We start from the raw sequence: 21839 nt of genomic DNA, 5'->3' as shown, positions 1-21839 counted from the left end.
ACCAGCAGGCGGGCCGCGCCAGTTTCGTCGCGGCCGAGATAGCGGATCGAAACGACGTTCACGGGCCGGGGCCGGATGTCCGGCTCCCGGCCGGAACGCGCCAGCTTGTGGGCGCGCGCGCCGTCCACTTTTACCGCAGAGACGCGCGGCGGCGTTTGCAGCCGCACGCCCTGAAAAGCCGGCAGCGCCCCGCGCAGCGCCGCCTCGTCGTAAGCGGCCGGAACCGCTTCGCTCAGCGGCTCGCCGGTCGCATCGTCGGTGCTGGTCTCCCAGCCGAACGTCACGCGCGCCAGATAACTTTTCGGCAGATTCATCACCGCTTCGCTCAGGCGCGTGGCGCTGCCGGCCAGCAGCACGAGCGTTCCCGACGCCGACGTATCCAGCGTGCCGGCGTGCCCGACCTTCTGTTTCCGTCCGCCAAGCGCCTTCGACACCGCGGTGACGCAGCCACGGCTGGGCGCGCCGTAAATTTTGTCGAGAACGAGGATCCCGTTATACACGGCTCAGTTCCTCTTCCAAAGCTTTCAGCCCCTCTTCGAGGGGCAGATAGATCTTGCAGCCGGCCGCGTACCGATGGCCGCCGCCGTTCCACTTCGCGGCGATCGCCTGGGCGGAGACGGGGCCGCGGGAGCGGACGCTGCAGCGCAGACAGTCTTTGACTTCGCTGATCATCACGGTCACGTCGGCGCCTTTTATATGCGTCAGCATGTTGATAAGACCTTCGGTGTCGCTTTCGAGCGCTCCCGTCTCGCGAAAATCGTCCCGCGTGATCCACGAGAGCGCGGCGCGCGCGCCGACCGTCTCGACGCGCGCCATGCAGCGCCCCCAGAGGCGCAGTTTCGCCGGCGTGTCGTTGAAATGGAGTCGTTCGTCCATTTTGACGGGGACCGCGCCAGCTCTGATCAGTTCCGCAGCCACGCGCATGGTGTCGGCGGTGGTGTTGGAAAACCTGAACCAGCCGCAATCCGTCGCGATCGACACGTAAAGCGCTTCGGCGATGTCCGTGTCGATCGCGCAGCCGAGAGCGAGGATAACCTCGTAGATCATCTCGCCGGTCGCCGCGGCCTGCGGATCGATCCAGTTCACCTCGGCGCCGAATCGTTCGTTGCTTTCGTGATGATCGATGCTGATGCGCGGTTCCAGACCGGGAACGCCGCGGTCGCGGGCGCTGACGTCGACGGCGATTACGCAGCGTCCGCCGTCGGATGCGGAAGCGTCGGTCCGGTACTCGCCGCTGTGAGGCAAAAAGGCGTACAGCGGCGGCAGCGGATCGACGCCGCCCCAGATCACGTCCCGCCCCAGTTTTTTCCCGGCCGAAACAAGGGCGCTGCCGCAGCCGAGCGTATCGCCGTCGGGCTTGACGTGGCAGACGACGCGCCACTTCGGCTCGGCCAGAAGGATACGCGCGATTTTCTCGGCTTCAGTCATCGGATTCCTCCGGCGCGTCTTCCGCCGCTTCCGATTCTTCAGGCGGCAGCTCGGCGCTGATACGGTCGAGCACGCGGTCCATCTCGCGCGCCAGCTCCTCGCTGTCGTCGAATCTGAACGTCAGTTCCGGCACGGTACGGTACGACAGCACGCGCCCGAGCGACGAACGCACGTAGCCAGAAACTTTCTCGAGCAGTTTGGCAATCTCGGCGCGTCCTTCTTCGCGCAGCGTCGTGTAATAGACCTTGGCGTACTTCAGATCTTTCGAGCACTCCACCGAGGTGACGATCACCTCGGCGAGCTTTTCGTCGCGCACTTCGCGCGACAGGATCAGCGAGATCTCGCGCTGGAGCTGGCTGTTGATTCTTCCCATTCTGAAACGAGGCATCCGTTTCCTTCCTCTCTTGCGAACCAGTCCTTCCTGCTCGACGCGCCGGCGCTGAGATGTTCCTTCAGTCTGCCGGCGCGCGAACGGTCCTTGCACAAAAATTTACAGAGTTCTCTTCTCTTCCACGAGCTCGTAGGCTTCGACCATGTCGCCTTCGCGGAAATCCTGATAGTTGGTGAAGGTCATGCCGCATTCGAAGCCTTCGCGCACTTCGCTGGCTTCGTCCTTCTCGCGGCGCAGCGAAGCGACCGAGCCTTCCCAGATCACGATGCCGTCGCGAACCAAACGCACCTTGCTGCCGCGTTTGATCGCGCCCTTCATGACCCGGCAGCCGGCGATCTTGCCGACCTTGGGCGCCTTGAAGATCTTGCGGATCTCCACTTCGCCCAGCGAGTTTTCCTTGATCGTCGGCGTCAGCAGGCCTTCCATGGCCGCCTTCACGTCGTCGATGATCTCGTAGATGATGCTGTACAGGCGGATCTGCACGTTTTCCTTTTCGGCGAGTTTGCTGGCGCTGTTTTCGGGGCGGACGTTAAAGCCCACGACGATGGCGTTGGACGCCGTGGCCAGCATGATGTCCGATTCGGAGATGCGCCCCACGGCCGTGTGCACGATGTTGATGCCCACGTCTTCGGTGCCGAGCTTTTCCAGCGAGCCGACGATCGCTTCGATGGTGCCCTGCACGTCGCACTTGATGACCAGGTTCAGCACGGGTTTTTCGCCGTCCTGCATTTGGCTGTAGAGGTCTTCCAGCGTCATGCGCTTCACGGCCGTGTTGTTCTGAGCGTTGCGGCGTTCGGCTTCGAGGTTGGCGAAGTAGTCGCGGGCCTCCTTCTCGGAACCGATCTGGTGGAAGTGCTCGCCTGGCTGAGGCACGCCGTTCAGGCCGATGATCTCGACGGCGGTGCTGGGACCGGCCTGTGTGACGTTCTTGCCGGCATCGTTGAACATGGCGCGCACCTTTCCCCAGCAGGTGTCGAACAGGATCAGATCGCCACGGCACAGCGTTCCCTGCTGCACGATCACGGAGGCGACGGCGCCCTGCCCCTTGTCGAGACGGGCTTCGATGACGACGCCTTCGGGCGGAACGGTAGGATCGGCCTTGAGATCCTGCATCTCGGCCACGAGCGAAATCATTTCCAGCAGCTGATCCACGCCCTTGCCGGACTTGGCGGATATTTCCACCATGACGGTGTCGCCGCCCCACGCTTCGGACACGAGGCCGTAGCCGCTCAGTTCCTGCATGACCTGCTGCGGGTTGGCGGTAGGTTTGTCCATCTTGTTGATGGCGACGATGATGGGAACGCCGGCGGCCTTGGCGTGATTGATGGCTTCGATGGTCTGAGGCATGACGCCGTCGTCGGCGGCGACGACCAGCACGGCGATGTCGGTGCACTGGGCGCCGCGGGCGCGCATGGAGGTGAAGGCTTCGTGCCCGGGGGTGTCGAGGAACACGATTTCCTTGCCGTTGTACGTAACGTGCGAAGCGCCGATGTGCTGGGTGATGCCGCCGGCTTCGCGGGCCGTCACGTGAGTTTTGCGGATCGCGTCGAGCAGCGAGGTCTTGCCGTGATCGACGTGCCCCATGACGGTGACGATGGGCGAGCGCGGTTTGAGATGCGAACCGCGCGGCGCCGCCTTGCCGCCGGCGGGCGCTTTCGGTTCGGCTTCTTTTTTCTCTTCCGCGGCGGGCGCTTCGTCGCTCCAATCGACGTCGACGCCGCAGGCGTCGCCGAGGGTGAGCAGGATGTCGTCGTTCAAAGGCGCGGATGCGGGCGCCATCATTCCGGCGCCCATCAGCTTCTTCACGGCCTCGGCGGCGGAAAGTCCGAGCGCGTCGGCCAGATCTTTCACGCAGCCGCCGTGTTTGACTTTCACGGTTTTCTTTTCCGCCGCGGCCGGAGCGGGCGTTTTGCTCTCGCCCTTTCCCGCTTTCGGCGCGGGCGCCTTCTTTTCAGGCTCGGCTTTGGCGGGCGCGCTCTTTCCGGAGGAAGTTTTTTTCTTTTTGCTCTTTTCGACTTCCTCTTCGACAAGCTGGATCGCGTCGTCGTCGATCGTGCTCATGTGGGACTTGACGGGGACGTTCACCTTTTCCAGCAAAGTCAGCAGGTCTTTGTTGTTCATTTCCAGCAGCTTTGCGAGCTCATAAACTCTCATCTTACTCAACGGCATTTCCTCCTTCTGGAAGCAGTCCTTTTATTTTCTCTGCAAAGCCGCTCCGTACCGGAAGGGCGACTATCTGAGTCTGTCGCAGTCCCAGGAGTTGTCCGAGTTCCAAACGGCTTACCCCCGCCAAAACGTGCGCGGCGGCATTTTTGGCGTCAACGGTTCTTTTCAACGGATCGGAATGATCGTGCGTCAGCAGCACGAGCAGGTTTCGTCCAGCGGAAAGGCTTTCCAGCACGCGGTCCTGACCGACGATCAGCTCGCCGGCGCGGCGCGCCAGCCCCAAAGTTCCCTTAATTTCCTCAAAGAGTTCCGCCGCATCGGGAAGGGCGTCGCGCTCTTCGAGGTTCACCGCAGCGCGCAGTTTGGCCTGCACCTCCGCGGGGACGGAACATTTAAGCGATCTTTCCAGCAGCCGCCTCTTGAGGCAGAGGGCCACGCACTGGGGCTCGGGACAGACGTACGCGCCCCGTCCCGACGTTTTTCCCTGTTCGTCCAGCACGACCTGTCCGTCGGGCGTGCGCACCACGCGCAGCATCTCGCGGGGGGCGCGCTCGCGGCGGCAGGCCACGCAGCGGCGGGGATTGACGGATCGCCTCAAGCCCGCTCCCCCTCTTCGATCTCGGGTTTGCCGGCGGGCGTGTCGCCGGTGTTGGTGTTGATGTCCACTTTCCAGCCCGTCAGGCGGGCGGCGAGGCGCACGTTTTGTCCGGCTTTGCCGATGGCCAGCGAGAGCTGGTCGGCCGGCGCGTACACCTTGGCGGTGCGGTCCTGCCCTTCGACGGCCTCGACGCCGGTCACGCGGGCGGGCGAGAGCGCGTTTCTGATGAACTCGAGAGGATCTTCGTTCCAGACGATGATGTCGATCTTTTCGTCGCAGAGATCGGCGCTGATGCTTCTGATGCGGGCGCCGCTGTTGCCGACGCAGGCGCCCACGGAATCGACGGCGGGGTCGGTGGAGGCCACGGCGACTTTGGCGCGGGCGCCGGCTTCGCGCACGATGCCTTTGATCTCGACGGTGCCGTCGTGGATCTCGGGAATTTCCAGTTCGAGCAGTTTCCTCAGCAGGCCGGGGTGTGTGCGCGAAACGACGATACGCGGGCCGCGTCCGGTCTGGCGCACGTCGAGCAAAAAGAATTTCTTGCTCTCGCCGGGCGTGTAAACTTCGCCGGCGATGCGCTCTTCCCTTGGAAGTACGGCTTCGCTGCGTTCGCTCAGGCGGACAAGGATCTGGTCGTTTTCGGCCTTGAAGATGGTGGCCGTGATCAGGTCGCCGATTTTGTCGTTGAACTCATTATATACGATTTCGCGTTCGGCGTCCTTGAGGCGCTGAGTGATCACCTGACGAGCGGTCTGCGCGGCGATGCGTCCGAAACTCTTGGGGTGCTCGAGCACGGGCACCTTGACGCTGTCTCCCTCCCGAACGTCGGGATAGCCGAGGGCGCGCGCTTCGGCAAGGCTGATCTCGCTGTCGCTGTGTGTTTCGGCATCGACCGCCCGGCGCACGTCGAAGATGGACACGCTGCCGGTCGCGCGGTCGATGGCGACGACGGGATCGAATTTGCCGTCCCTGAATTTCCGGTAGGCCAGCGCCAGCGCCGCCTCGATGCTCGAGAAGATCACTTCTTCAGAGAGGCCCCGCTCCTCGCCCAGCTGTTTGAGCGCCCCCAAAAAATCAACACCCAGTTCCATTCTAACTTTTTCCTCCCCTTTTCTTGAAAGTCTTCTTCTGTCCCTTCTCTTCCACGTAAACCAAATGAGCCCGCTGGATCTCCGCCAGCGGGAGATCCAGCGGTTCGCCGCCGCAGTCCAAAAGGACCGAACCGTCCTTTACCCCCTCGATCACGGCCGTGACGCGCCGTCTTCCTTCGTAAACGCCTTTCAGGCGGACGTTCACGGGACGTCCTGCGAAACGCGCGTAGTCCTCCGCTTTGAACAGCGGGCGCTCCAGCCCGGGAGAACTGACCTCGAGCAGATAATGGTCCTCGAAGGCGTCCGCCGCCGTGTCGAGCAGGGCGCCGATCTCCTTGGCGCTTCGTTCGCAGTCGTCGAGACCGACGCCGCCGTCGCGGTCGATGTACACGCGCAGGATCTGCGAGCCGGCTTCTTTGACGGTTTCCGCGCCGACGAATTCATAGCCCAGCGATTCGACGAGCGTTTTCAGTTGCCCAGAAATTTTTTCCATATCCATGACGATGCCTCGCTTTACGATTGGCCGATTTATAAAAAACGAAGAGTGGGCGCAGCCCACTCTTCACTCCCAGCCTCCGAATTCTTCGCGTATTGTAACATGAAAGTTCTCAGATAGCAACCTGTTTCGTGCAAAAAATCCAATCCGCGCCAATACGGCCGACGCCGTCCGGGCGTCAGCGGCGCAGCGTCGCCGAGGCCCAGACGAAGACCGCCTGCGCGTCGCCGGCCGGGCCGACGCGTTCGCCCGATTTAAAGGTCACGCTCAGCCGTCCGTCGCCGAGAACCGTTTCCAATGAACGGACGATCGCGTCTTTCCACGGCGCCAGCCGCGGCGTCTGCGCCGTCAGCACGGCGCTCAGCCATTCGAGCCGCCAGCCTTCGCCCCTGACTCTCGCAAACGCGTCGCGCAGCAGCTCCATGCTGTCGGCGTTTTTGAACTTTTTGTCGCATGCGGGATACAGCGCGCCGATATCCGGCAACCCCGCGGCGCTGAGGAGCGCGTCGGCCGCGGCGTGAGCGAGCGCGTCGGCGTCGGAATGGCCGTCGAGCCCCAGCGCCGAGTCTACGGCGATGCCGCCGAGGATCAATTTCCGTCCCGGCACGAGCGGATGCACGTCGTAGCCAAGACCGGTACGGACTTCGCCCTCGCCGGCAATTTTTTGCGCCATCTCCCAGTCGCCGCCTTCCGTCACTTTGAAGTTCACGCTCTCCCCCGCTACGAAATCGAGCGTCTCGCCCCGCCGCAGCCACAGCTCGGCTTCGTCTTTGAAGTCGTGGCACGACGCGTTCTCGAGCAGCTCCCGCAGCGCCGCGCGCGGAAAAAGCTGCGGCGTCTGGGTGATGTAAACGTCGTCGCGGTCGAGCGGTTCGATGCGTCCGTTTTCGATCTTTTTCAGCGCGTTCGCCTCCGGCAGCAGCGGCGCCACGGCGTTTTTCCCCGTCGAGGCGGCGATCAGACGCCGGCACAGCTTTACGCTCGCAAACGGACGCGCGGCGTCGTGCAGCAGCACTTCGTCGTCTTCGCAGGCGCGCAGCGCCGACAGCGCGGAAAGCGCGCGCGACGCGCCGCCCGCCGCGGAGATCACGCCGGCGGGCGGCGTCAGCGCGCTTTCCGGCGGCAGGACGAGCACGATCCGGTCGATCAGCTTTTCCCGATGCAATGTCCACGCCGTTTCCACGCTCCATTTCCAGACGGGACGCCCGCCTAAAAGACGAAACTGTTTGGGCTCGCCGCCGAGGCGTGTCCCCGTTCCCGCCGCGAGAATGACGAAGGCGCGGCTCAACTTTTCACCTCGCGCTTGACGCGGCCGAAGACCATGCGCCCGGCCGAAGTTTGCAGCAGCGACGAAAGCGTGACCTCCACCGTCTTGCCGATAAAGGGGCCGCCGTCTTCGACGACGAGCATCGTGCCGTTGTCGAGATAGCCGATGCCCTGGCGCGCATCCTTGCCTTCCTTGATCACGTTCACCGTCACCTCGTCGCCGGGCAGCAGCGCGGGTTTCATCGCGTTGGCCAGATCATTGACGTTCAGCACGCGCACGTTCTGGATCTGCGCGACTTTGTTCAGGTTATAGTCGGTCGTGAGCACGTCGCAGCCGAATCTTTTGGCCATGGATACCACCGCCGAATCCACGAACTCGGTGTGGTAGTCGGCCAGCGACGCCTCGATCAGAGCGAGTTTCACCTGCTGGAGTTTCTGCAGCTCCTTGACGACGTCCAGTCCCATGCGGCCGCGGGCGCGGCGGTTCTGGTCCTTCGAGTCGGCCACGGTCTGCAGCTCGAGCAGCACGAACGACGGCAGGATCAAAGTTCCCTGAAGGAACCCCGTCTTCGCAATGTCGAGAATGCGCCCGTCGATGATCACGCTGGTGTCAAGGATCTTGCGCGGCACCGGATCGGTCGCCGGCTCAGGGTCTTCGCTCTCTTCCGCCGGAACTTTTCCGGCGCGGATCTTCCGCTTCTGACTGAGACGCTCTTTCACCGAAGCCATGGCGCCGCGGATGTCTTCCTGCCGAGTCACGAAGATCCAGGCCATGACGAAGCCGATCAGCACGTTCAACAGCACCGTCAGGTAAGGCCCGAAGGGCGTGTCGGAAAAGGGCAGAACGAGCAGGTTGGCCAGCACGAGCCCGACGATCATGCCCGTCAGGGCGGCGACGATCTCGGGCCAGGCCGTGCTGCGCAGCTGACGTTCGAAAAGCAGTCCGACGTCGTGAAGCAATTTCATGAAATACGGCCCCAGAAGGACGCCAATAAAGCCGAAAACGGCAATGGAAAGAACGATCGCCAGTCCGTGGAAAAGAAACGTGTCGGGAAGATACTCCCTGAGAATGGGCGCGCCCGCCTGATAACCGGCCAGCGCCCCCAGCAGTCCGAGCAGAGCGCCGCAACTGTATCTGACGATCTTTTTCAGTCCGTCGGTCATAATTGAAATCCACCTCCTTAATGAACGAAACGAGAGCGCCCGAAAAGCGCTCCCGAAACTTTGCCGGCTACTCCCTGATCTCCTGCCGGCTCTCCAGCGCCGCATGGAGCGTGACGCGATCGGCGAATTCGATGGAACCGCCGACGGGCAGGCCGTACGCCAGACGCGATTTTTTCACGGGAAGGTCCCGCAGCGCCTCCAGCAGCGCGTAGAAGGTCATGTCGCCCTCGATGCGCGGGTTGGTGGCGATGATCGCCTCGCGGATCGGATATTCTTCGAAGCGTTTACGCAGCGAGCGCACCGTCCCTTCGGGAAGCGATTCGCGGTCTTCCAGCGGCGAAAGCGACGTGCCGAGCACAAAATACAGGCCGTTGAAAAGCCCCGACTGCTCGATGCTGACGAGATCCTCGATGGTCTCGGTGACGCAGAGCAGCGAACGGTCGCGCAGCGGATCGCTGCAGATGGGACACGGCTGCGTCTCGGTCAGGTTGCCGCACTTCTCGCAGGTGGTCAGACGCCGGTTCAGCTCGCCGACGGAACGCGCCAGATCGGTGCCGAAGCCTTCGCCCTCCTGGAGCACGTAAAAGGCCATGCGCCGGGCGCTCTTTTCGCCCACGCCGGGAAATTTTTTCAGCAGCGAGATCAGATGTTCAATTGGTTCGGGCAGAGCCATTGCCGGTCACTAAAACGGCAGCTTCATGCCGCCGGTCAGCGAGCCCATGCGCTGTTCCATCATCTCGCGGGCCTTGTTGGCCGCGTCGGACACCGCCGCGAGGATCAAATCTTCGAGCATCTCCACGTCTTCGGGATCGACCACTTCTTTGGAAAGCTTCACGCCGACCAGCTCGCCCTGCCCGTTGACCGTGGCGCTGACCATGCCGCCGCCGGCGCTGCCCTCCACGCGGGCTTCCTTCAGCTCTTCCTGAGCCTTCATCATCTTCGCCTGCATCGCCTGGGCCTGCTTGAGCATCTGATTCATGTTGCCCATACCGCCTCTGCCGCCAAAATTCATTTTTCTTCAATCCTTTCGCAAAATACGATTCAATGATGATATTTCGAGCCTTCACGGATCATGGCCGCTCGATAGATCTGCTCGCTGAGGAGCAGCAGCGCCATCTCGTGCGTGAAGGTCATCTTCGACAAAGATATTATCACGTTTCCGCGTTTTTGCAGCGCCGCCGAGGTGCCGTAGGGGCCGCCGACCAGAAAAACCAGCCTGCCCCGTCCGCCGCCCAACGCCGCGTAAATTCCGGCCGAAAACTCTTCGCTGCCCAGCGCTCGCCCGCGCTCGTCCAGCAGAAAAAGGATGTCCTCCCGGCCGACGCGCTTGAGGAACTCCTGCCCCTCCAGCTCCTTGCGCTGCGCGACGGTCAGATTTTTCCCTTTGCCCGGTTCGGGCAGAAACGTCCACTCCACCGGCAGCAGCGGCTTCAAACGCGTCTGATAGTGTTCCAGTCCTTTGACGATAAACGGCTCGCGCGGACGGCCCATGGCCAAAACCTCAATTTTCATCGTCCTTCGCTCACTTTCCGCCGATGCCGTTCCGTTTCGAAAACGTGCTCGCGTGCGGCGCGGCGTGCCGCAAACGCCTGCGCCGCCTGCAAGCGTTCCCGCTCCGCCTGTTTCAGGCTGCGCCGCAGGCGACGGATCAGACAGTCAGCCGAACGCAGCTCCATCATGCCGTTGATATAGTCCCACAGCGCGCGGATCAGTTCTTCGACTTGAAGCGAAGCGTTCTCCGCCTGGGGCGAGGTGAGCAGCGACGTGTAACGCGGCAGCAGACCGTGCCGCGCGTTGGCGTCCGCGCGATGAAACTGCAGACACTCCACGCCGGAACGAATTTCTTTTCCCGATTCGACGGCGATCGGCACAAAACTGAGCCGGAACAGCTCGGCGCTTTGCGGTCCGCTGTAGATGTTCAGCATCGCCAGCGCGGAGGCGGTCTGCGCCGTCAATTCGTCCAGCCTTCGTTTCTGTTCGAGACTCCGTGCGCCGAGACGTTCCCGGCTGACGGTCAGGCGGCGGATGCGCTGGCGCAGCCTCTCCGGCAAAGAATGGACGTCCGTCCCGCTCATCGGGACGCCTCCCCACCGTCATTGCGGCTGTACTCCCGCAGCAGCGATAGCGGCACGCGGTTGATGCGGCTTTCCGGCATCAGGGAAAGGATCTGCCAAACGCGCTGCGGCGAAGCGTCGGCTCGCGGCGCCAAGTCGCTCATGAATTCATGCAGGGCGCGTTCGAACGCCCGTTCTTCATCGCTCAGAGGATATTCGTCCAAGCGCCGTCGTTTCAGTTCCGCTCTCAGCTCTTTGCACTGGCGGCGCAGCAGACGCGCGTATTCGACCGAACGGTCCATCCCCCGCGGAAGCTGGGGCGTGTAGCCGTTCAGCGACAGCGAGCCGTCGCCGCGCAAAATCAGAACGCCGTCAAACAGATCGCGCAGCGCCAGCAGCTCCGAAGGCAGTCCAGCCACTTTACGCTCGGACAGCAGCATCGCCGCGGTGATGCGTCCCTTATGCCCGTACAGCAGCTGCATGTGGGTGCTCAGCGCGTTTTTGAAGCCGTTCAGCGCTCCGGCGCGGCTGCGGTAATAGCCGCGCAGCGCCAGATCCTCCTGATAAAAACGCGCCCACGATTCGAGGTCGAGCACCATCAGGAATACGTCGCGCCCTTCGTCGGCGCGGCCGATCGCCGCTTCCCACCCCAGGCGCAGCGGCGTCATGCTCTGATAGAGCTGATCGCGGCTGTCGGAAACAAACAATCCTTCGTCTTCCAGTCCGTAGTGGTTCCAGACGCGGCGGATCTCCCGCGCTTCGTTTTTCGACGTGTCGAGCGAGATCAGGCACGGCCACTGGCGATCCGAAAGCGCGCCGTGCAGCAGAGCGGAAAAAAAATCCAGCGACCGATAAAGCGACACTCCGGCCACAAAGACCGAATGGCCGTGCTGCAGGGGGAAAAGCGTGTCCACCGGAGCGATCCCCGTCTTGAAGACCGAACGGCGCGTCAGCCGCGAAGCGACCAGCGGCGGCTCGGACGGCAGTTCCAGTTCGTTGCTGCCCAGCCAGACCTGCAGCGAATCGCGGCAGAGAGAATGTTCTCCGTCGCAGATGCGCACATGGCAGTGGTCGTTTTGGACTTCCACCACCCTTCCCACAAAAGCGTCGCCGGAAGCGTCCTGAATCGTCACCAGATCGTTCAGCGTCGCGCCGGCGAGATGCTCCACCCAGAGCGACGAGGCGGAAAGCGAACTGACGTTGTTCGAACCGCGGCGAAGCAGTTTCATGACCGTTCCTCCTTCTGTGCGCGCACCCAGTCGATAAAGCCGCGGCGGCGCACGTCGGGCCATTCGCGAAAGCTCAGCTGCAGCTCGGCGCGAATTTTCAGCACCGCTTCCAGCAGGGCCGGAGTGGCCCGAGAAGCCAACCCGACGAGAGTTTTCCCGTCGTCGTCGCTCCACTGCACCACGTTCTCGGGCGCCGCGGCGAAACTGAGCGGGGAATACTCCACAAAGAGCGAACCGAAAAGCCCCATCAGCGCTTTCAGCACGGGGCGCAGCGCCTCGTCGCATTCCTCGGCGAGGCGGCACAGTTCACGCCAACAGCGCCCGGCCGGCGACAGTTCGCCCCAGGAATCCTTCGACGGAAGCAAATATTCCGACGATTCCTCGAGGATGATGCCCGTGCGCATGAAACGGGGCAAACGCCCCATGTAAGGATGCTCCGCAAGCGGCGAAAAGCCCTCTTCGTAGCGCCAGCCGACGAGCAGCGACGTGGAACGCCCCTCTTCATCGGGCAGCGACTTGAGATCCAGCAGTTCGCCCAGCTGACGCCGGGCCGTATAAGGATAGCCGTCGGGAAGCGGCAGTTCGCCCGAACTTTCGCCGTACTCGCGAACTGATTCCAGCCAGTAATGCAGATCGTCAATCAGGATCAGGCGCCGCCCGCCCTCGTCTGGCAGCGCCGACAGATACGTCAGCGCCCGGGGGGCCAGGTTCTTCAGCGCCGGCACGTTCCACGGCGGCGTCCAGAGGATCATGCACCTTTCCGCGCTGCCAGCCATCTGTACGGCTCGGCAGTAACGATACAGCTCGTGATAACCGCCTTGGCAGAAAATATACAAAAAATCCGCCCGCTGCGCCGCGGCGATCTGACTGAAAAGAAGGGGCAGCCCGCCCGGCGGCGAACCCAGCAGCACCACGCCCTCGCCGTCGTGCAGGTTCATGAACTCTCCCAGCGTTTTCAGCCCCCAGAAACTGCCGCCCTTTGTCTCCTGCGGAACCGTGGAAAAGTTGAGATTGCCCATCGACACGTCGCCAATCTTTATGATCTGCCGTCCCAGCGGATCGATCACGGTGCCCGGCGCGACGCGGGCAAGACGGTCTTCCAGCGTCTCGCCGCTTAGACGCAGTAACTCGCCCGGACGGATCTTTTCCGGAAGATCCAGCGGCAGGATGCGCGCGATCCGTCCGTTATGGCTCTGCACCTGGCCATACCACGCGCCGTTTTCCGTGCAGGCAAATTCACCCAGCACGACCGGAAATTCCGTTTCGATGCAAACGCTTTCGGCACAGACCGATCGAACCGGCGCAGAACGTCCGTCTATTTCAACTCGCCTCCTTCCGCCGCAGGCAGGGGGATCCAATACGGATCGACCGACTCCTGAAAATATTTTTTCTCCCGCGAGGAAAAGCCCTCAAAAAGCGTCTCCTCGTATAAAACGGCCTCAGCCCCGGAGGCGAGTCCGACTTCTTTCAGTTTCCGCGGCTCGGGCCGCGCGGGGGCGATTTTTTCCATGCAGCCCAACACCGACCAGAGGCGCAGGAACGATGCCGAACCGATCAAAAGCGCGTGATTTTTCATGCTTCCTCCTAACGGCCGATGAACAGCACGCTTTGCAGCGCCGCTCGGTCCAGCCCGCTCTGCAGTCCGGAAACGATGGTCGTCAGGTTGCGCCACTCGCAGAACAGGCGCGCCCGATAGGAGATGATCACCTGTACGCCCAACGGGTCTTCGCGACGCAGCGTCATCTGCCAGAGCAGATATTGTCGTTCCAGCTCGAACAACGAACGTTCGTCGGGCTCCGCTCCACGAGAGCGCCAAAACGAGCCGCGCAGCAGCGCCTTGTAACTTTTGGCGAAAAGCAGCCGTTCCAGCGGCAGCGAGCCGCCTTCGAGAAAATGCACCGCTTCGTCCTGCATGCCGGATCCATAATGGAACCCCAGCCAGACGCGCAGATTCCACAGGTCGATCAGATAGCCGAGACACCGCAACACAGCCGCTCCGTTCGAATCCCGGCACCGTTTCAGCACGCTGGCTGCCCAGTCGAAAGATCCTTTCATGTAGAGCCATTCGGCCTCCCACAGCCGACCGGAAGCGTCGAGTTCCTTCACGGCGTCGCTGAGCACGTTGGACAGCACGGTCGGGTCATAACGGCACAGTTCATCGATCTGTTCCCGGTCGCCGCCGGCTCTGGCCATTTGACGCCAGAACTCAGCGCTCAGTTCGCCGCAGCCCGGCATACTCGGTTCGTAATCGTTTCGCCCCGATCGAAGCGCGCGCAAAAAAAGCTGGCCGTTTTCCAGATCCGACTGGATCGAAAGCGCCGACGTGAGCAGGCGCACCGAGCCTTTGCCCCAGCGTTTCAGTTCGCTGAAACGCTGCCGGGCGGAAGCGGAGATCAGGTTCTCCAGCTTCAGCGCCAAAGGCATCTCCGTCAGCATGAACTCGCGACGGTACAACGGACCGTAAACGGTGTCGAGCAGAGAACGTTCCACGCCTTTCAGATCTGCGCAGGCAAGTTCTGCCACCGCCTGCACGGGGAGGAAGTCCCGCGTGCGGGCGCGCAGGCGGCCGTTGACGTATTCGTAATTAGCTTCTTCCCCGGCTGCGGATGACACGTTCGCAGCAGTACTGCTCCCAGCGGGTCTGAAAAGTGCAGTCAAAGAGGGCGCCCCCCTCCTCCGTGAGGATAAAGCCGCCCCAGCGGCCGGGATCTTTTTCTTCCACGCACAGTCCGGCGGCGCGGAGCAGGCCGGCTTCGCGTTCCGCCGCCTGAAACGTTCCCGCGCTGGAAAAACCGGCGCGGCGGCATTGTTCCACCATTCTCGTCAAGAACGTCCCGTAGCTCTCGCTGCTTCGGAAAAGTTCGACCTTTCGCCGCAGCTCCTGTTCGAGCCGCCGCAGATGCTGCGCCTCGACCTCCTTCTGCGCGGCGCTCTCCACCGCGCGCATCAGACGGCGACGACGCGTGCTCAGGCGTTCCAGCGCCTCTTCGCAGAGAGCGGCGCGTTTTTTCACAGCGGCGGCGGCCTCGTCGCGACAGGCGGCGATCATCTCGCCGATACGGCTGTCCGCGGACGCCCGCATCGCCTCGTGCTGCGCCGCAAGTTCCGCCTCCATGGCGCGCAGAAACGCCGGAGGCAGAAGTTCCTCGCCCGTCAACGGGAAACTCCTAGGCAAATTGCAAAATCAGCATGATGGCCACGACGAAACCAAGAATGACCATCGTCTCCGGAATCGCCTCGAGAATGATCATCGTGCCCGCCGTTTCCGGCTTTTCCGCCACGCTGCCGGCCGCCACGCTGCCGATCCTGGCCTGAGCGAAAGCAGTCGCGAGCGCGGGAATCCCCACGGCCAGCGCCGCAGCCAATGCTACGAGTCCTTTTTCCACGGTAAATTCCTCCTGTACGCAAAGGGATGATAATCTTTTCCTTGAGCAACGTAAAAATTGCCCATGAACTCCACATAATGAAGACGTGCCGCGTGCAGCCCCGACTCGGCGAACGCCAGCACGAAATTGAGCAGATGGATCGCCAGCGCGACGAAAAGTCCCAGCGCCGAAACGCCGAGCACGTCCACGAATTTCGAAGCGGCTACCGCAAGGATTGCCGACGACAGGCCGATGGCGCCGATGCGCACATAACTGAGAATGTGCCCGAAAGAACTCATCGATTCGATCAGGCCGCCGATACCGCCCCCGGCCGTCAGCAGCGCCAGCCCCGCGACGAGCGCCGCCATGCCGCCGGGGAGAGCCTGCGGCGGCAAAAGCCGGCGCACTGACATGAGCGCCGCCACCATGGACAGGATCACCAGCATGGCGCCAAATTTTTCCATGGCGTGTTTTTTATGGCGGGCCTTCAGACCGTGAAGCAATCCAACCGCCAGGCCGAGCAGCACGTGCCCCAGCCCGAGGGCCACCGAAAACGTCAGCACCGGCATGACGGCCCGAGAACGTTCCACCCAGAGAGGTTCCATATAAAGCACTCTATGAGCAAAATCGCCGAAAAACTCGCCGAAAGCCGCGCCCCAGAAAAGACTCCACACGCATATGTTCATCAGGACGAAGGCGATGTCGCGCACTAATTTGCTTTTGGCGCGGCGGCGCACGAAGCACATCAGGATCAGCATGACCAGTCCGTAGCCGGCGTCGCCGATGATGCAGCCCGCGAAAAACGGGAAAAACAGGCCGATCAGGCTGGTGGGGTCCGCCGTGCCGTAGGCCGGCGGCTGCACGAGCTTGAGGAACACTTCGAAGGGCGCGAAGAACCGGCCGTGACGCAGGGCGGTCGGAACCTGCCCATATTCGTCAGGTTCCGGTTCGCGGCTGTAAAGCGCCGCGCGGCCGGCGAATTTTTCTTCCAGCCTGGCACGAAAATCTTCCAGCCCGTCCTGCGGCATCCAGCCTTCGACCAGCAGCGCGCCGCCGACTCGGTCGCAGCAGCTGAAGACATGATACTGGTCGACCTTGCGGTCGATCAGCAAAAAAAACGCCTTCTGTCGAGGCCCCCATTGTTTTCTCATGGCGGCAAGGGCAGACTGCTCCGCCTTGAGAAGGGACTGGATCTCCGACAGACGGCGTTTCATCAGTTCTATACTTTCAGCGTAATTTTTACCGGCGTACTGAGGCGGCGGCGTCCATAACGCCGCGCTGATGCCGTGCAGGATTTCCGCCACGGCGGGAACCTGCGCCGCCGGTACCGAGAGCTCAACCAGCAGCTGATCCTCTTTGGCGGTGTCGTGCACGTGAAACAGGGTTCTCTCGCCGTCGGCGCAATGACGTTCGATCTGCCTCTGCGCCAGCGGCCAAAGGTCTTTCGCCACCCACCAGAGCAGGCACCGCCGTCCCGCCGAGTCCTTGAAAGCAAACGTTCCCAGCTGCGCGAGAATGCGCTCGAGCAGGCTTTGTTCATCGGCGAGACGCTCATGACCTTTCATGACGCGGGCAAGATCGGCCTGAAATTTCTCCACGCTTTTTTCCAGCTCGGGAACGGTCAGAGCAAAGGATTCGGACAGGATCCGCTCCACTTCCGCGTCGGCCGCGGCCGGCCGGTCTTCCGCCACAGCGAGGACGGAGCCCTCTTCCAGCGTTTCCACCACGGCGCGCAGCTTCTCGCGCAACACCACAAGGCGCTCCGCCAGATCGCCGCAGCGCGGTTCTTCGGAAGGCAGGATCAGATGGACGCGCCCATCGGCCTGCAGGAAGTCGATAAAATCCATCCCCAGAGATTCCGGGACCGCCATCGACAGCCGGCACATTTTTTCGATCATCAGCGCGCCTCCTCTCCGCTCATCGCCGCCCAGACGCGATCCAGTTCCGCATCCATCGGCGCGCAGGCGGCTTCGGCACAGCGGCGTTCCGATTCCCCGCGCGCCTGTTCGAGAAGACGCTGCGTCTCGCGCTCGTAAGCAGCGATTCTGCTTTTCTGCATCTCGTCGCAATGTTTCAGCGTATTCTCCACCATGAGACGCGCCCGTTGCTCCGCTTCCCGTACGCGAGCCTCGAGCTCCCGCTCCAAAGCGAGCGTACGTGCCTGCTGCGCCGCCGCCAGTTGATGCAACTGATCTTTCCAGCGCGACTCGTTTTCTTTCGGCGTCATGAGGCGTTCCCGGAATTCATCAGATACTCGCACAGATCGCTCCGGTCGATGATCCCCATCAGCAGTCGGCCTTCGACGACGGGCAGGCGCTTCACTTTGAGACGCAGCATCAAATCGGCCACGTTCATGATATTCGTCTCCGGCTGCACCGACTGGCAGCACGCCTGCATGTAATCGCGCACGACGCCGGCGCGGACCTGCGAAAATTTTTTTACCAGCAGTTCATGTTCGCCGTAGAGAAAAGAGTCCTGCGCAAGGATCTCCAGATACGACGGCAGCACGGAGCGGAGGATGTCCGATTCCGAAAGGAAGCCCACCAGACGCCACTGATCGTCCACGACCGGAACGCCGCTCAGGCTGTGGCTGCGCAACACGTGCATGGCGTCTTCGACGGTGTCTTCGGCCATGACGGCGGTCAGGTCGCGCTTCATCAGCTGCTCGGCGGTCACCATTTCGTTACGCATGATCGTTCTCTCTCCACGGGAATACGTTGAACCGCTCGCGGAACACCGCCAGCACAAAGGACAGCAGCTGGAAATCGCGCTTCAGCCGCCACGGCTCCTGGAACAGGCGATAGAGCCATTCGCAGCCGATTTTCTGCCAGAAACGGGGCGCCCGCTTCAACACCCCGGCGTAAACGTCGAAACTGCCGCCGACGCCGACGCAGAGGATCCCGTCCAGATTCGCGCGCTGCGAGTCGAGCCACTTCTCCTGCGCCGGCATTCCCAGCGCCGCAAAGAGGATTTTGGCGCCGCTGCCGCGCACGTTGCCGGCAACTTCGCCGGAAAAAGCGCGGTCGAAATAGCCGTCGTAACAACCGGAAACGACCAAGCCGGGGTATTCCGCCTGCAGGCGTTCCGCGGCGCGGCGGGCGATGCCCGGGCGGCCGCCCAGCAGGTACACGGGCAACGATTCCGACGCCGCCAGACGACAGAGCCGGTCCATGTAATCGATGCCGGCGATGCGTTCCACCACGGGCACTTTCAGCTTTCTCAACGCCCAGACCAGCCCGGCACCGTCGGGCAGGTTCAGATCGGCCGCGTTGGCGATGCGGCGGAACTCCGCGTCGGAGCGCGTTTCGTTCAGCCCCAGCGCGTTCATCGTCACCACCATGCGAAAACCCGGCTCGGAGCTCTTGAGCCAGGCCAGACTCTTCGACAGCGCGTAGTTCATGGAGATCCCGTCGATCCGTACGCCCCACAGCGCATGATCGTCGGCGCGCGTGCGCCGGCCGCCGTGCACGCCCCACAGCACCAGCAGCAATACGCCCGCCATCGCCGGCACCGCCATTTTCAGCGCGGCGGAATCGGGGATCAGCTGCATCAGAGCTACCGATCCCCCCACCAACAGGCAGATCTCCGTCACCAGACGGACCGCCGCCGGATGGTCCACGCCGCGCTCGATCACGCGGCTGTAAAGGTCGGGCGCCGCGCGAGTCTGTCCGTGTGTGAACGCATGACTGACCAGCCCCAGCGACAGCTCCACCAGCGGCACGGCGTAAAAGCCCAGCGGGATCACCATCAGCGCCGTGAGCGTGATCCCCTTGCTGACGCCAATGATGGAAATCCCCGCCACCAGCGTGCCCCACAAGGACGCAAGCGGCGTTCCCAGCTGGCGGAACTGATGGCCGAGCCGGCTCCAGTACGCGCCCACCAACACCAGCGACACGACCGAGACCAGGAACGCCTCGCTCAGATTTTGGCGCGAAAAATACGTCACCGCGACCATCAGCGACAGGCTGACGCCCAACAGATGCCCCGCCAGCCCCGGCACCTGGTCGAGCCGCCGGAACAGCACGGGGAACAGCGTCATCCACGCCGTAGTCAGCAGAATGGACTGCCACGAAGACAGATACAGAAACGCGGAACCGCTGGAAGAGACGAACGAAATCGGCTGCCCTGTCAGGGCAAAAATCAGTCCCGGCAAAACGATAAAGGCAAAGAAACCTTTTCCCGGCCGGGCCCGCTCCGCCAGCCCCACCACCATGGACAGCAACGAACAGGCCACCAGCGCTTCGATGCGGTCGCTACCGCTCCACAAAGCCAGCAGCATCATCACCGTCATCAGCGAAAGGTCTCTCATGTAGAAATATTGATCTCGGCTCAGTTTTTTCCTGAAAAAACGCTGAAGCGCCACACATCCGGCCGCCACCAGAAGCAGCGGCACGATCGCGTCAGCGGTGAACGGCAACGTCACAGCCGATTCCTCCCTTTTATACTTTCACCTGAAAGATTTCAGTCTGCAATCTTGAGAACGGACGGGAAACGCTCGCCTCGGCTCGTCTTAAACATTGTATCAGAGTTATTGATAAAAAAAAATCCCTTTTTGCGTCATCGGCCGGGAAGACGAAGGAAAACGACCGCGAGCAGGCCGTCGCGTCAGAAGCGTCCGTTCTTTATCAAAGCGAACGCGATGCGGCGGCGAGAGCCCTTTCCAAAAATTTACGGCCAGCGGAAAACTTGGCGGCAAAAAAGGACGGTCCGGCGGAGCTGCGCCGAACCGTCCTTTTTTCCGGACCGTATCGATTTTTTGTGTGGCGGACGAGCGTTTACTTTTTGCCGAGCGGTTCGATGTGCTTGACGCCGCCCATGTAGGGGACCAAAGCTTCGGGCAGATCGACGGAGCCGTCGGCGTTCTGGCAGTTTTCGAGCACGGCGATCAGCGTGCGACCGATCGCCAGACCGGAACCGTTCAGCGTGTGAACGTAGCGGGGCTTGCCGCCGTCGGCGGGACGATAGCGCGTGTTCATGCGGCGCGCCTGAAAATCGACGCAGTTGCTGCACGAGCTGATCTCGCGGTAGCAGTTCTGGCTGGGCAGCCAAACTTCCACGTCGTAGGTCTTGGCGGAGCCGAACCCCATGTCGCCGGTGCAGAGCACGATGACGCGATACGGCAGCCCGAGCCCCTGCAGCACTTCCTCGGCGTTGCCGGTCAGCTTTTCGAGTTCGTCCCAGCTGCTCTCGGGCGTGCAGATCTTCACCATCTCGACCTTGTCGAACTGGTGCAGGCGCATGATGCCGCGCACGTCGCGCCCGTAGCTGCCGGATTCGCGGCGGAAGCACGGCGTGTAGGCCGTGTAATATTTGGGCAGCTCGCTCTCGCTGAGCATCTCGCCGTTGTGCATGTTGGTCAGCGGCACTTCGGCGGTGGGAATCATCCACAGATCGTCCTTCTCGACCTTGTAGAGATCCTCGGCGAACTTGGGCAGCTGGCCGGTGCCGAGCATCGACTCGGAGTTGACCATCACGGGGACGTTGAACTCGGTATAGCCGTGCTTCTGGGTATGCATGTCAAGCATGTAGTTCATGATCGCGCGCTCGAGTCGGGCGCCCAATCCCTTGAAGACGGTAAAGCGGCTTTGAGCCATGCGGGGGCCGCGCTCGAAATCGAGCAGTCCGCAGGCTTCGGCCACGTCCCAATGAGCCTTGGGCTCGAAATCGAAACGGCGCGGCGCGCCCCAACGGCGCACTTCCACGTTTTCGGTCTCGTCCTTGCCGACGGGCACGGTGGCGTCGGGACGGTTGGGGATCTGCAGCATGAGCTCGCGAAGTTCCTCGTCGATCTCGGCCACGCGGGCGTCGTCGGCCTTGATCTGCTCGCCGAGCCTTCTCATCTCGTCCATGACGGCGGCAGCGTCGCCTCCGGCTGCCTTGATCCTGCCGACTTCTTTGGAACCGGCGTTGCGCCGGGCCTTGACCTCTTCGACGGAAGCCAGCAGTTTCTTGCGTTCGTCGTCGAGCGCCAGCACTTTGTCGACGTCGAAGTCGTTGTTTCTCGCTTTCAGATAGGCCTTGACGGCCTCCGTGTCCTCGCGAATCATATGTATATCGAGCATGGCAGGAGTCTCCTTCCTCAGTTATCAAAATCTATTCTTTGTTCTCGCGGATCTGCCTCAGCAGCGACACCATTTCCAGCGCGGCCAGCGCCGCTTCGGCTCCCTTGTTGCCGGCCTTGCTGCCGGCGCGGAGCAGGGCCTGCTCCAGATTCTCGGTGGTCAGCACGCCAAAGGCGACGGGCACGCGATGATCCAAGCCGACGGCGGCCAGCCCCTTCGACATTTCGGCGGAGACGTACTCGAAATGAGGCGTGTCGCCGCGGATCACCGCTCCGAGCGCAACCACCGCGTCGTAACGGCCGGAAAGGGCCAGTTCCTTCACGGTCAGCGGCAGTTCCCAGGCCCCGGGCACCCAGTAAACGTCGAATTCGTTCATTTTCACGCCGTGACGCACGAGCGCGTCTTTGGCCCCCTCCACCAGCTTGCCGCAGATCAGTTCGTTGAAACGCGACACGACGATTGCGTAACGCTCGCCCTGGGCGACTAAATTCCCCTGAACTACTTTCATGGACACTCCTCCTGCAAAATT

25 protein-coding genes are annotated in these 21839 nt (G+C 62.3%); all 25 read right to left on the bottom strand.

Translation table 11 applies throughout. The annotated features are described in order from the left end of the window. Positions 1 to 500, bottom strand: a 500-nt coding sequence (locus tag HMPREF7215_RS10370) for a pseudouridine synthase family protein (protein WP_009165827.1), incomplete at its 3' end; no start/stop codon positions are given. Then, positions 493 to 1428, bottom strand: a complete 936-nt coding sequence (locus tag HMPREF7215_RS10365; protein ID WP_009165826.1) for a DHH family phosphoesterase — start codon at positions 1426 to 1428, stop codon at positions 493 to 495. The genes HMPREF7215_RS10370 and HMPREF7215_RS10365, both read right to left, overlap by 8 nt. After that, positions 1421 to 1816 carry a 30S ribosome-binding factor RbfA gene (gene rbfA / locus HMPREF7215_RS10360; protein ID WP_009165825.1) on the bottom strand — a complete coding sequence of 132 codons (396 nt, stop codon included), beginning with the start codon at positions 1814 to 1816 and terminating at the stop codon, positions 1421 to 1423. Before rbfA ends, HMPREF7215_RS10365 begins: the two co-directional genes overlap by 8 nt. A gap of 102 nt (positions 1817 to 1918) precedes the next feature. Further along, positions 1919 to 3973: a translation initiation factor IF-2 gene (gene infB, locus HMPREF7215_RS10355; protein ID WP_374044423.1), complete on the bottom strand. Its 2055-nt coding sequence runs from the start codon at positions 3971 to 3973 to the stop codon at positions 1919 to 1921. A 1-nt stretch (position 3974) separates the two neighbouring features. Beyond that, on the bottom strand, positions 3975 to 4583 hold the full coding sequence (rnpM, locus tag HMPREF7215_RS13685; protein WP_009165823.1) for an RNase P modulator RnpM: 609 nt from the start codon (positions 4581 to 4583) through the stop codon (positions 3975 to 3977). Beyond that, positions 4580 to 5674 carry a transcription termination factor NusA gene (gene nusA / locus HMPREF7215_RS10345; protein ID WP_009165822.1) on the bottom strand — a complete coding sequence of 365 codons (1095 nt, stop codon included), beginning with the start codon at positions 5672 to 5674 and terminating at the stop codon, positions 4580 to 4582. Before nusA ends, rnpM begins: the two co-directional genes overlap by 4 nt. A gap of 1 nt (position 5675) precedes the next feature. Further along, positions 5676 to 6173, bottom strand: coding sequence for a ribosome maturation factor RimP (locus tag HMPREF7215_RS10340; protein WP_009165821.1), 498 nt, complete (start codon positions 6171 to 6173; stop codon positions 5676 to 5678). A gap of 175 nt (positions 6174 to 6348) precedes the next feature. Then, positions 6349 to 7458, bottom strand: a complete 1110-nt coding sequence (gene ispF / locus HMPREF7215_RS10335) for a 2-C-methyl-D-erythritol 2,4-cyclodiphosphate synthase (RefSeq protein ID WP_009165820.1) — start codon at positions 7456 to 7458, stop codon at positions 6349 to 6351. Continuing rightward, positions 7455 to 8600, bottom strand: a complete 1146-nt coding sequence (locus HMPREF7215_RS10330) for a PIN/TRAM domain-containing protein (protein WP_009165819.1) — start codon at positions 8598 to 8600, stop codon at positions 7455 to 7457. Before HMPREF7215_RS10330 ends, ispF begins: the two co-directional genes overlap by 4 nt. Before the next feature lie 67 nt (positions 8601 to 8667). After that, complete coding sequence (gene recR / locus HMPREF7215_RS10325) at positions 8668 to 9273, bottom strand: recombination mediator RecR (protein WP_009165818.1); 606 nt, start codon at positions 9271 to 9273, stop codon at positions 8668 to 8670. A 9-nt stretch (positions 9274 to 9282) separates the two neighbouring features. Continuing rightward, positions 9283 to 9612 carry a YbaB/EbfC family nucleoid-associated protein gene (locus HMPREF7215_RS10320; RefSeq protein ID WP_009165817.1) on the bottom strand — a complete coding sequence of 110 codons (330 nt, stop codon included), beginning with the start codon at positions 9610 to 9612 and terminating at the stop codon, positions 9283 to 9285. 29 nt (positions 9613 to 9641) lie between these two features. Further along, positions 9642 to 10112 carry a 23S rRNA (pseudouridine(1915)-N(3))-methyltransferase RlmH gene (locus HMPREF7215_RS10315; RefSeq protein ID WP_009165816.1) on the bottom strand — a complete coding sequence of 157 codons (471 nt, stop codon included), beginning with the start codon at positions 10110 to 10112 and terminating at the stop codon, positions 9642 to 9644. After that, the gene (locus HMPREF7215_RS10310; protein WP_009165815.1) at positions 10109 to 10675 is read right to left on the bottom strand and encodes a hypothetical protein; all 567 of its coding nucleotides are present in this window, start codon (positions 10673 to 10675) and stop codon (positions 10109 to 10111) included. Before HMPREF7215_RS10310 ends, HMPREF7215_RS10315 begins: the two co-directional genes overlap by 4 nt. Continuing rightward, positions 10672 to 11883 carry a hypothetical protein gene (locus HMPREF7215_RS10305; RefSeq protein WP_009165814.1) on the bottom strand — a complete coding sequence of 404 codons (1212 nt, stop codon included), beginning with the start codon at positions 11881 to 11883 and terminating at the stop codon, positions 10672 to 10674. The genes HMPREF7215_RS10310 and HMPREF7215_RS10305 overlap by 4 nt, the downstream gene beginning before the upstream one ends. Beyond that, a complete protein-coding gene (locus HMPREF7215_RS10300) occupies positions 11880 to 13130 on the bottom strand; it encodes a hypothetical protein (protein WP_009165813.1) in 1251 nt (416 codons plus the stop codon). Before HMPREF7215_RS10300 ends, HMPREF7215_RS10305 begins: the two co-directional genes overlap by 4 nt. 68 nt (positions 13131 to 13198) lie before the next feature. Then, positions 13199 to 13459, bottom strand: a complete 261-nt coding sequence (locus tag HMPREF7215_RS10295) for a hypothetical protein (protein WP_009165812.1) — start codon at positions 13457 to 13459, stop codon at positions 13199 to 13201. An 8-nt stretch (positions 13460 to 13467) separates the two neighbouring features. Next, on the bottom strand, positions 13468 to 14496 hold the full coding sequence (locus tag HMPREF7215_RS10290) for a V0D/AC39 family V-type ATPase subunit (protein ID WP_009165811.1): 1029 nt from the start codon (positions 14494 to 14496) through the stop codon (positions 13468 to 13470). Further along, positions 14468 to 15040 carry a hypothetical protein gene (locus tag HMPREF7215_RS13680; protein WP_009165810.1) on the bottom strand — a complete coding sequence of 191 codons (573 nt, stop codon included), beginning with the start codon at positions 15038 to 15040 and terminating at the stop codon, positions 14468 to 14470. The genes HMPREF7215_RS10290 and HMPREF7215_RS13680 overlap by 29 nt, the downstream gene beginning before the upstream one ends. 10 nt (positions 15041 to 15050) lie before the next feature. Beyond that, entirely contained in the window at positions 15051 to 15269 is a 219-nt protein-coding gene (locus HMPREF7215_RS10280) for an ATPase (RefSeq protein WP_009165809.1), read from the bottom strand. Continuing rightward, positions 15251 to 17146: a V-type ATP synthase subunit I gene (locus tag HMPREF7215_RS10275; RefSeq protein ID WP_009165808.1), complete on the bottom strand. Its 1896-nt coding sequence runs from the start codon at positions 17144 to 17146 to the stop codon at positions 15251 to 15253. The genes HMPREF7215_RS10280 and HMPREF7215_RS10275 overlap by 19 nt, the downstream gene beginning before the upstream one ends. Next, the gene (locus HMPREF7215_RS10270; RefSeq protein WP_009165807.1) at positions 17146 to 17475 is read right to left on the bottom strand and encodes a hypothetical protein; all 330 of its coding nucleotides are present in this window, start codon (positions 17473 to 17475) and stop codon (positions 17146 to 17148) included. The genes HMPREF7215_RS10275 and HMPREF7215_RS10270 overlap by 1 nt, the downstream gene beginning before the upstream one ends. Further along, a complete protein-coding gene (locus HMPREF7215_RS10265) occupies positions 17472 to 17939 on the bottom strand; it encodes a CBS domain-containing protein (RefSeq protein WP_009165806.1) in 468 nt (155 codons plus the stop codon). The genes HMPREF7215_RS10270 and HMPREF7215_RS10265 overlap by 4 nt, the downstream gene beginning before the upstream one ends. Further along, complete coding sequence (locus HMPREF7215_RS10260; RefSeq protein ID WP_009165805.1) at positions 17932 to 19671, bottom strand: WecB/TagA/CpsF family glycosyltransferase; 1740 nt, start codon at positions 19669 to 19671, stop codon at positions 17932 to 17934. The genes HMPREF7215_RS10265 and HMPREF7215_RS10260 overlap by 8 nt, the downstream gene beginning before the upstream one ends. Before the next feature lie 352 nt (positions 19672 to 20023). Next, positions 20024 to 21310: a serine--tRNA ligase gene (gene serS, locus HMPREF7215_RS10255; RefSeq protein WP_009165803.1), complete on the bottom strand. Its 1287-nt coding sequence runs from the start codon at positions 21308 to 21310 to the stop codon at positions 20024 to 20026. Between the two features lie 31 nt (positions 21311 to 21341). Then, complete coding sequence (gene ribH, locus HMPREF7215_RS10250) at positions 21342 to 21818, bottom strand: 6,7-dimethyl-8-ribityllumazine synthase (protein ID WP_009165802.1); 477 nt, start codon at positions 21816 to 21818, stop codon at positions 21342 to 21344. Positions 21819 to 21839: the final 21 nt, after the last annotated feature.

The sequence above is a fragment of the Pyramidobacter piscolens W5455 genome (assembly GCF_000177335.1).
Lineage (GTDB): Bacteria > Synergistota > Synergistia > Synergistales > Dethiosulfovibrionaceae > Pyramidobacter > Pyramidobacter piscolens.
Note: the sequence above shows the minus strand (reverse complement) of the source record. Positions and strands in the feature narration are given on the sequence as shown.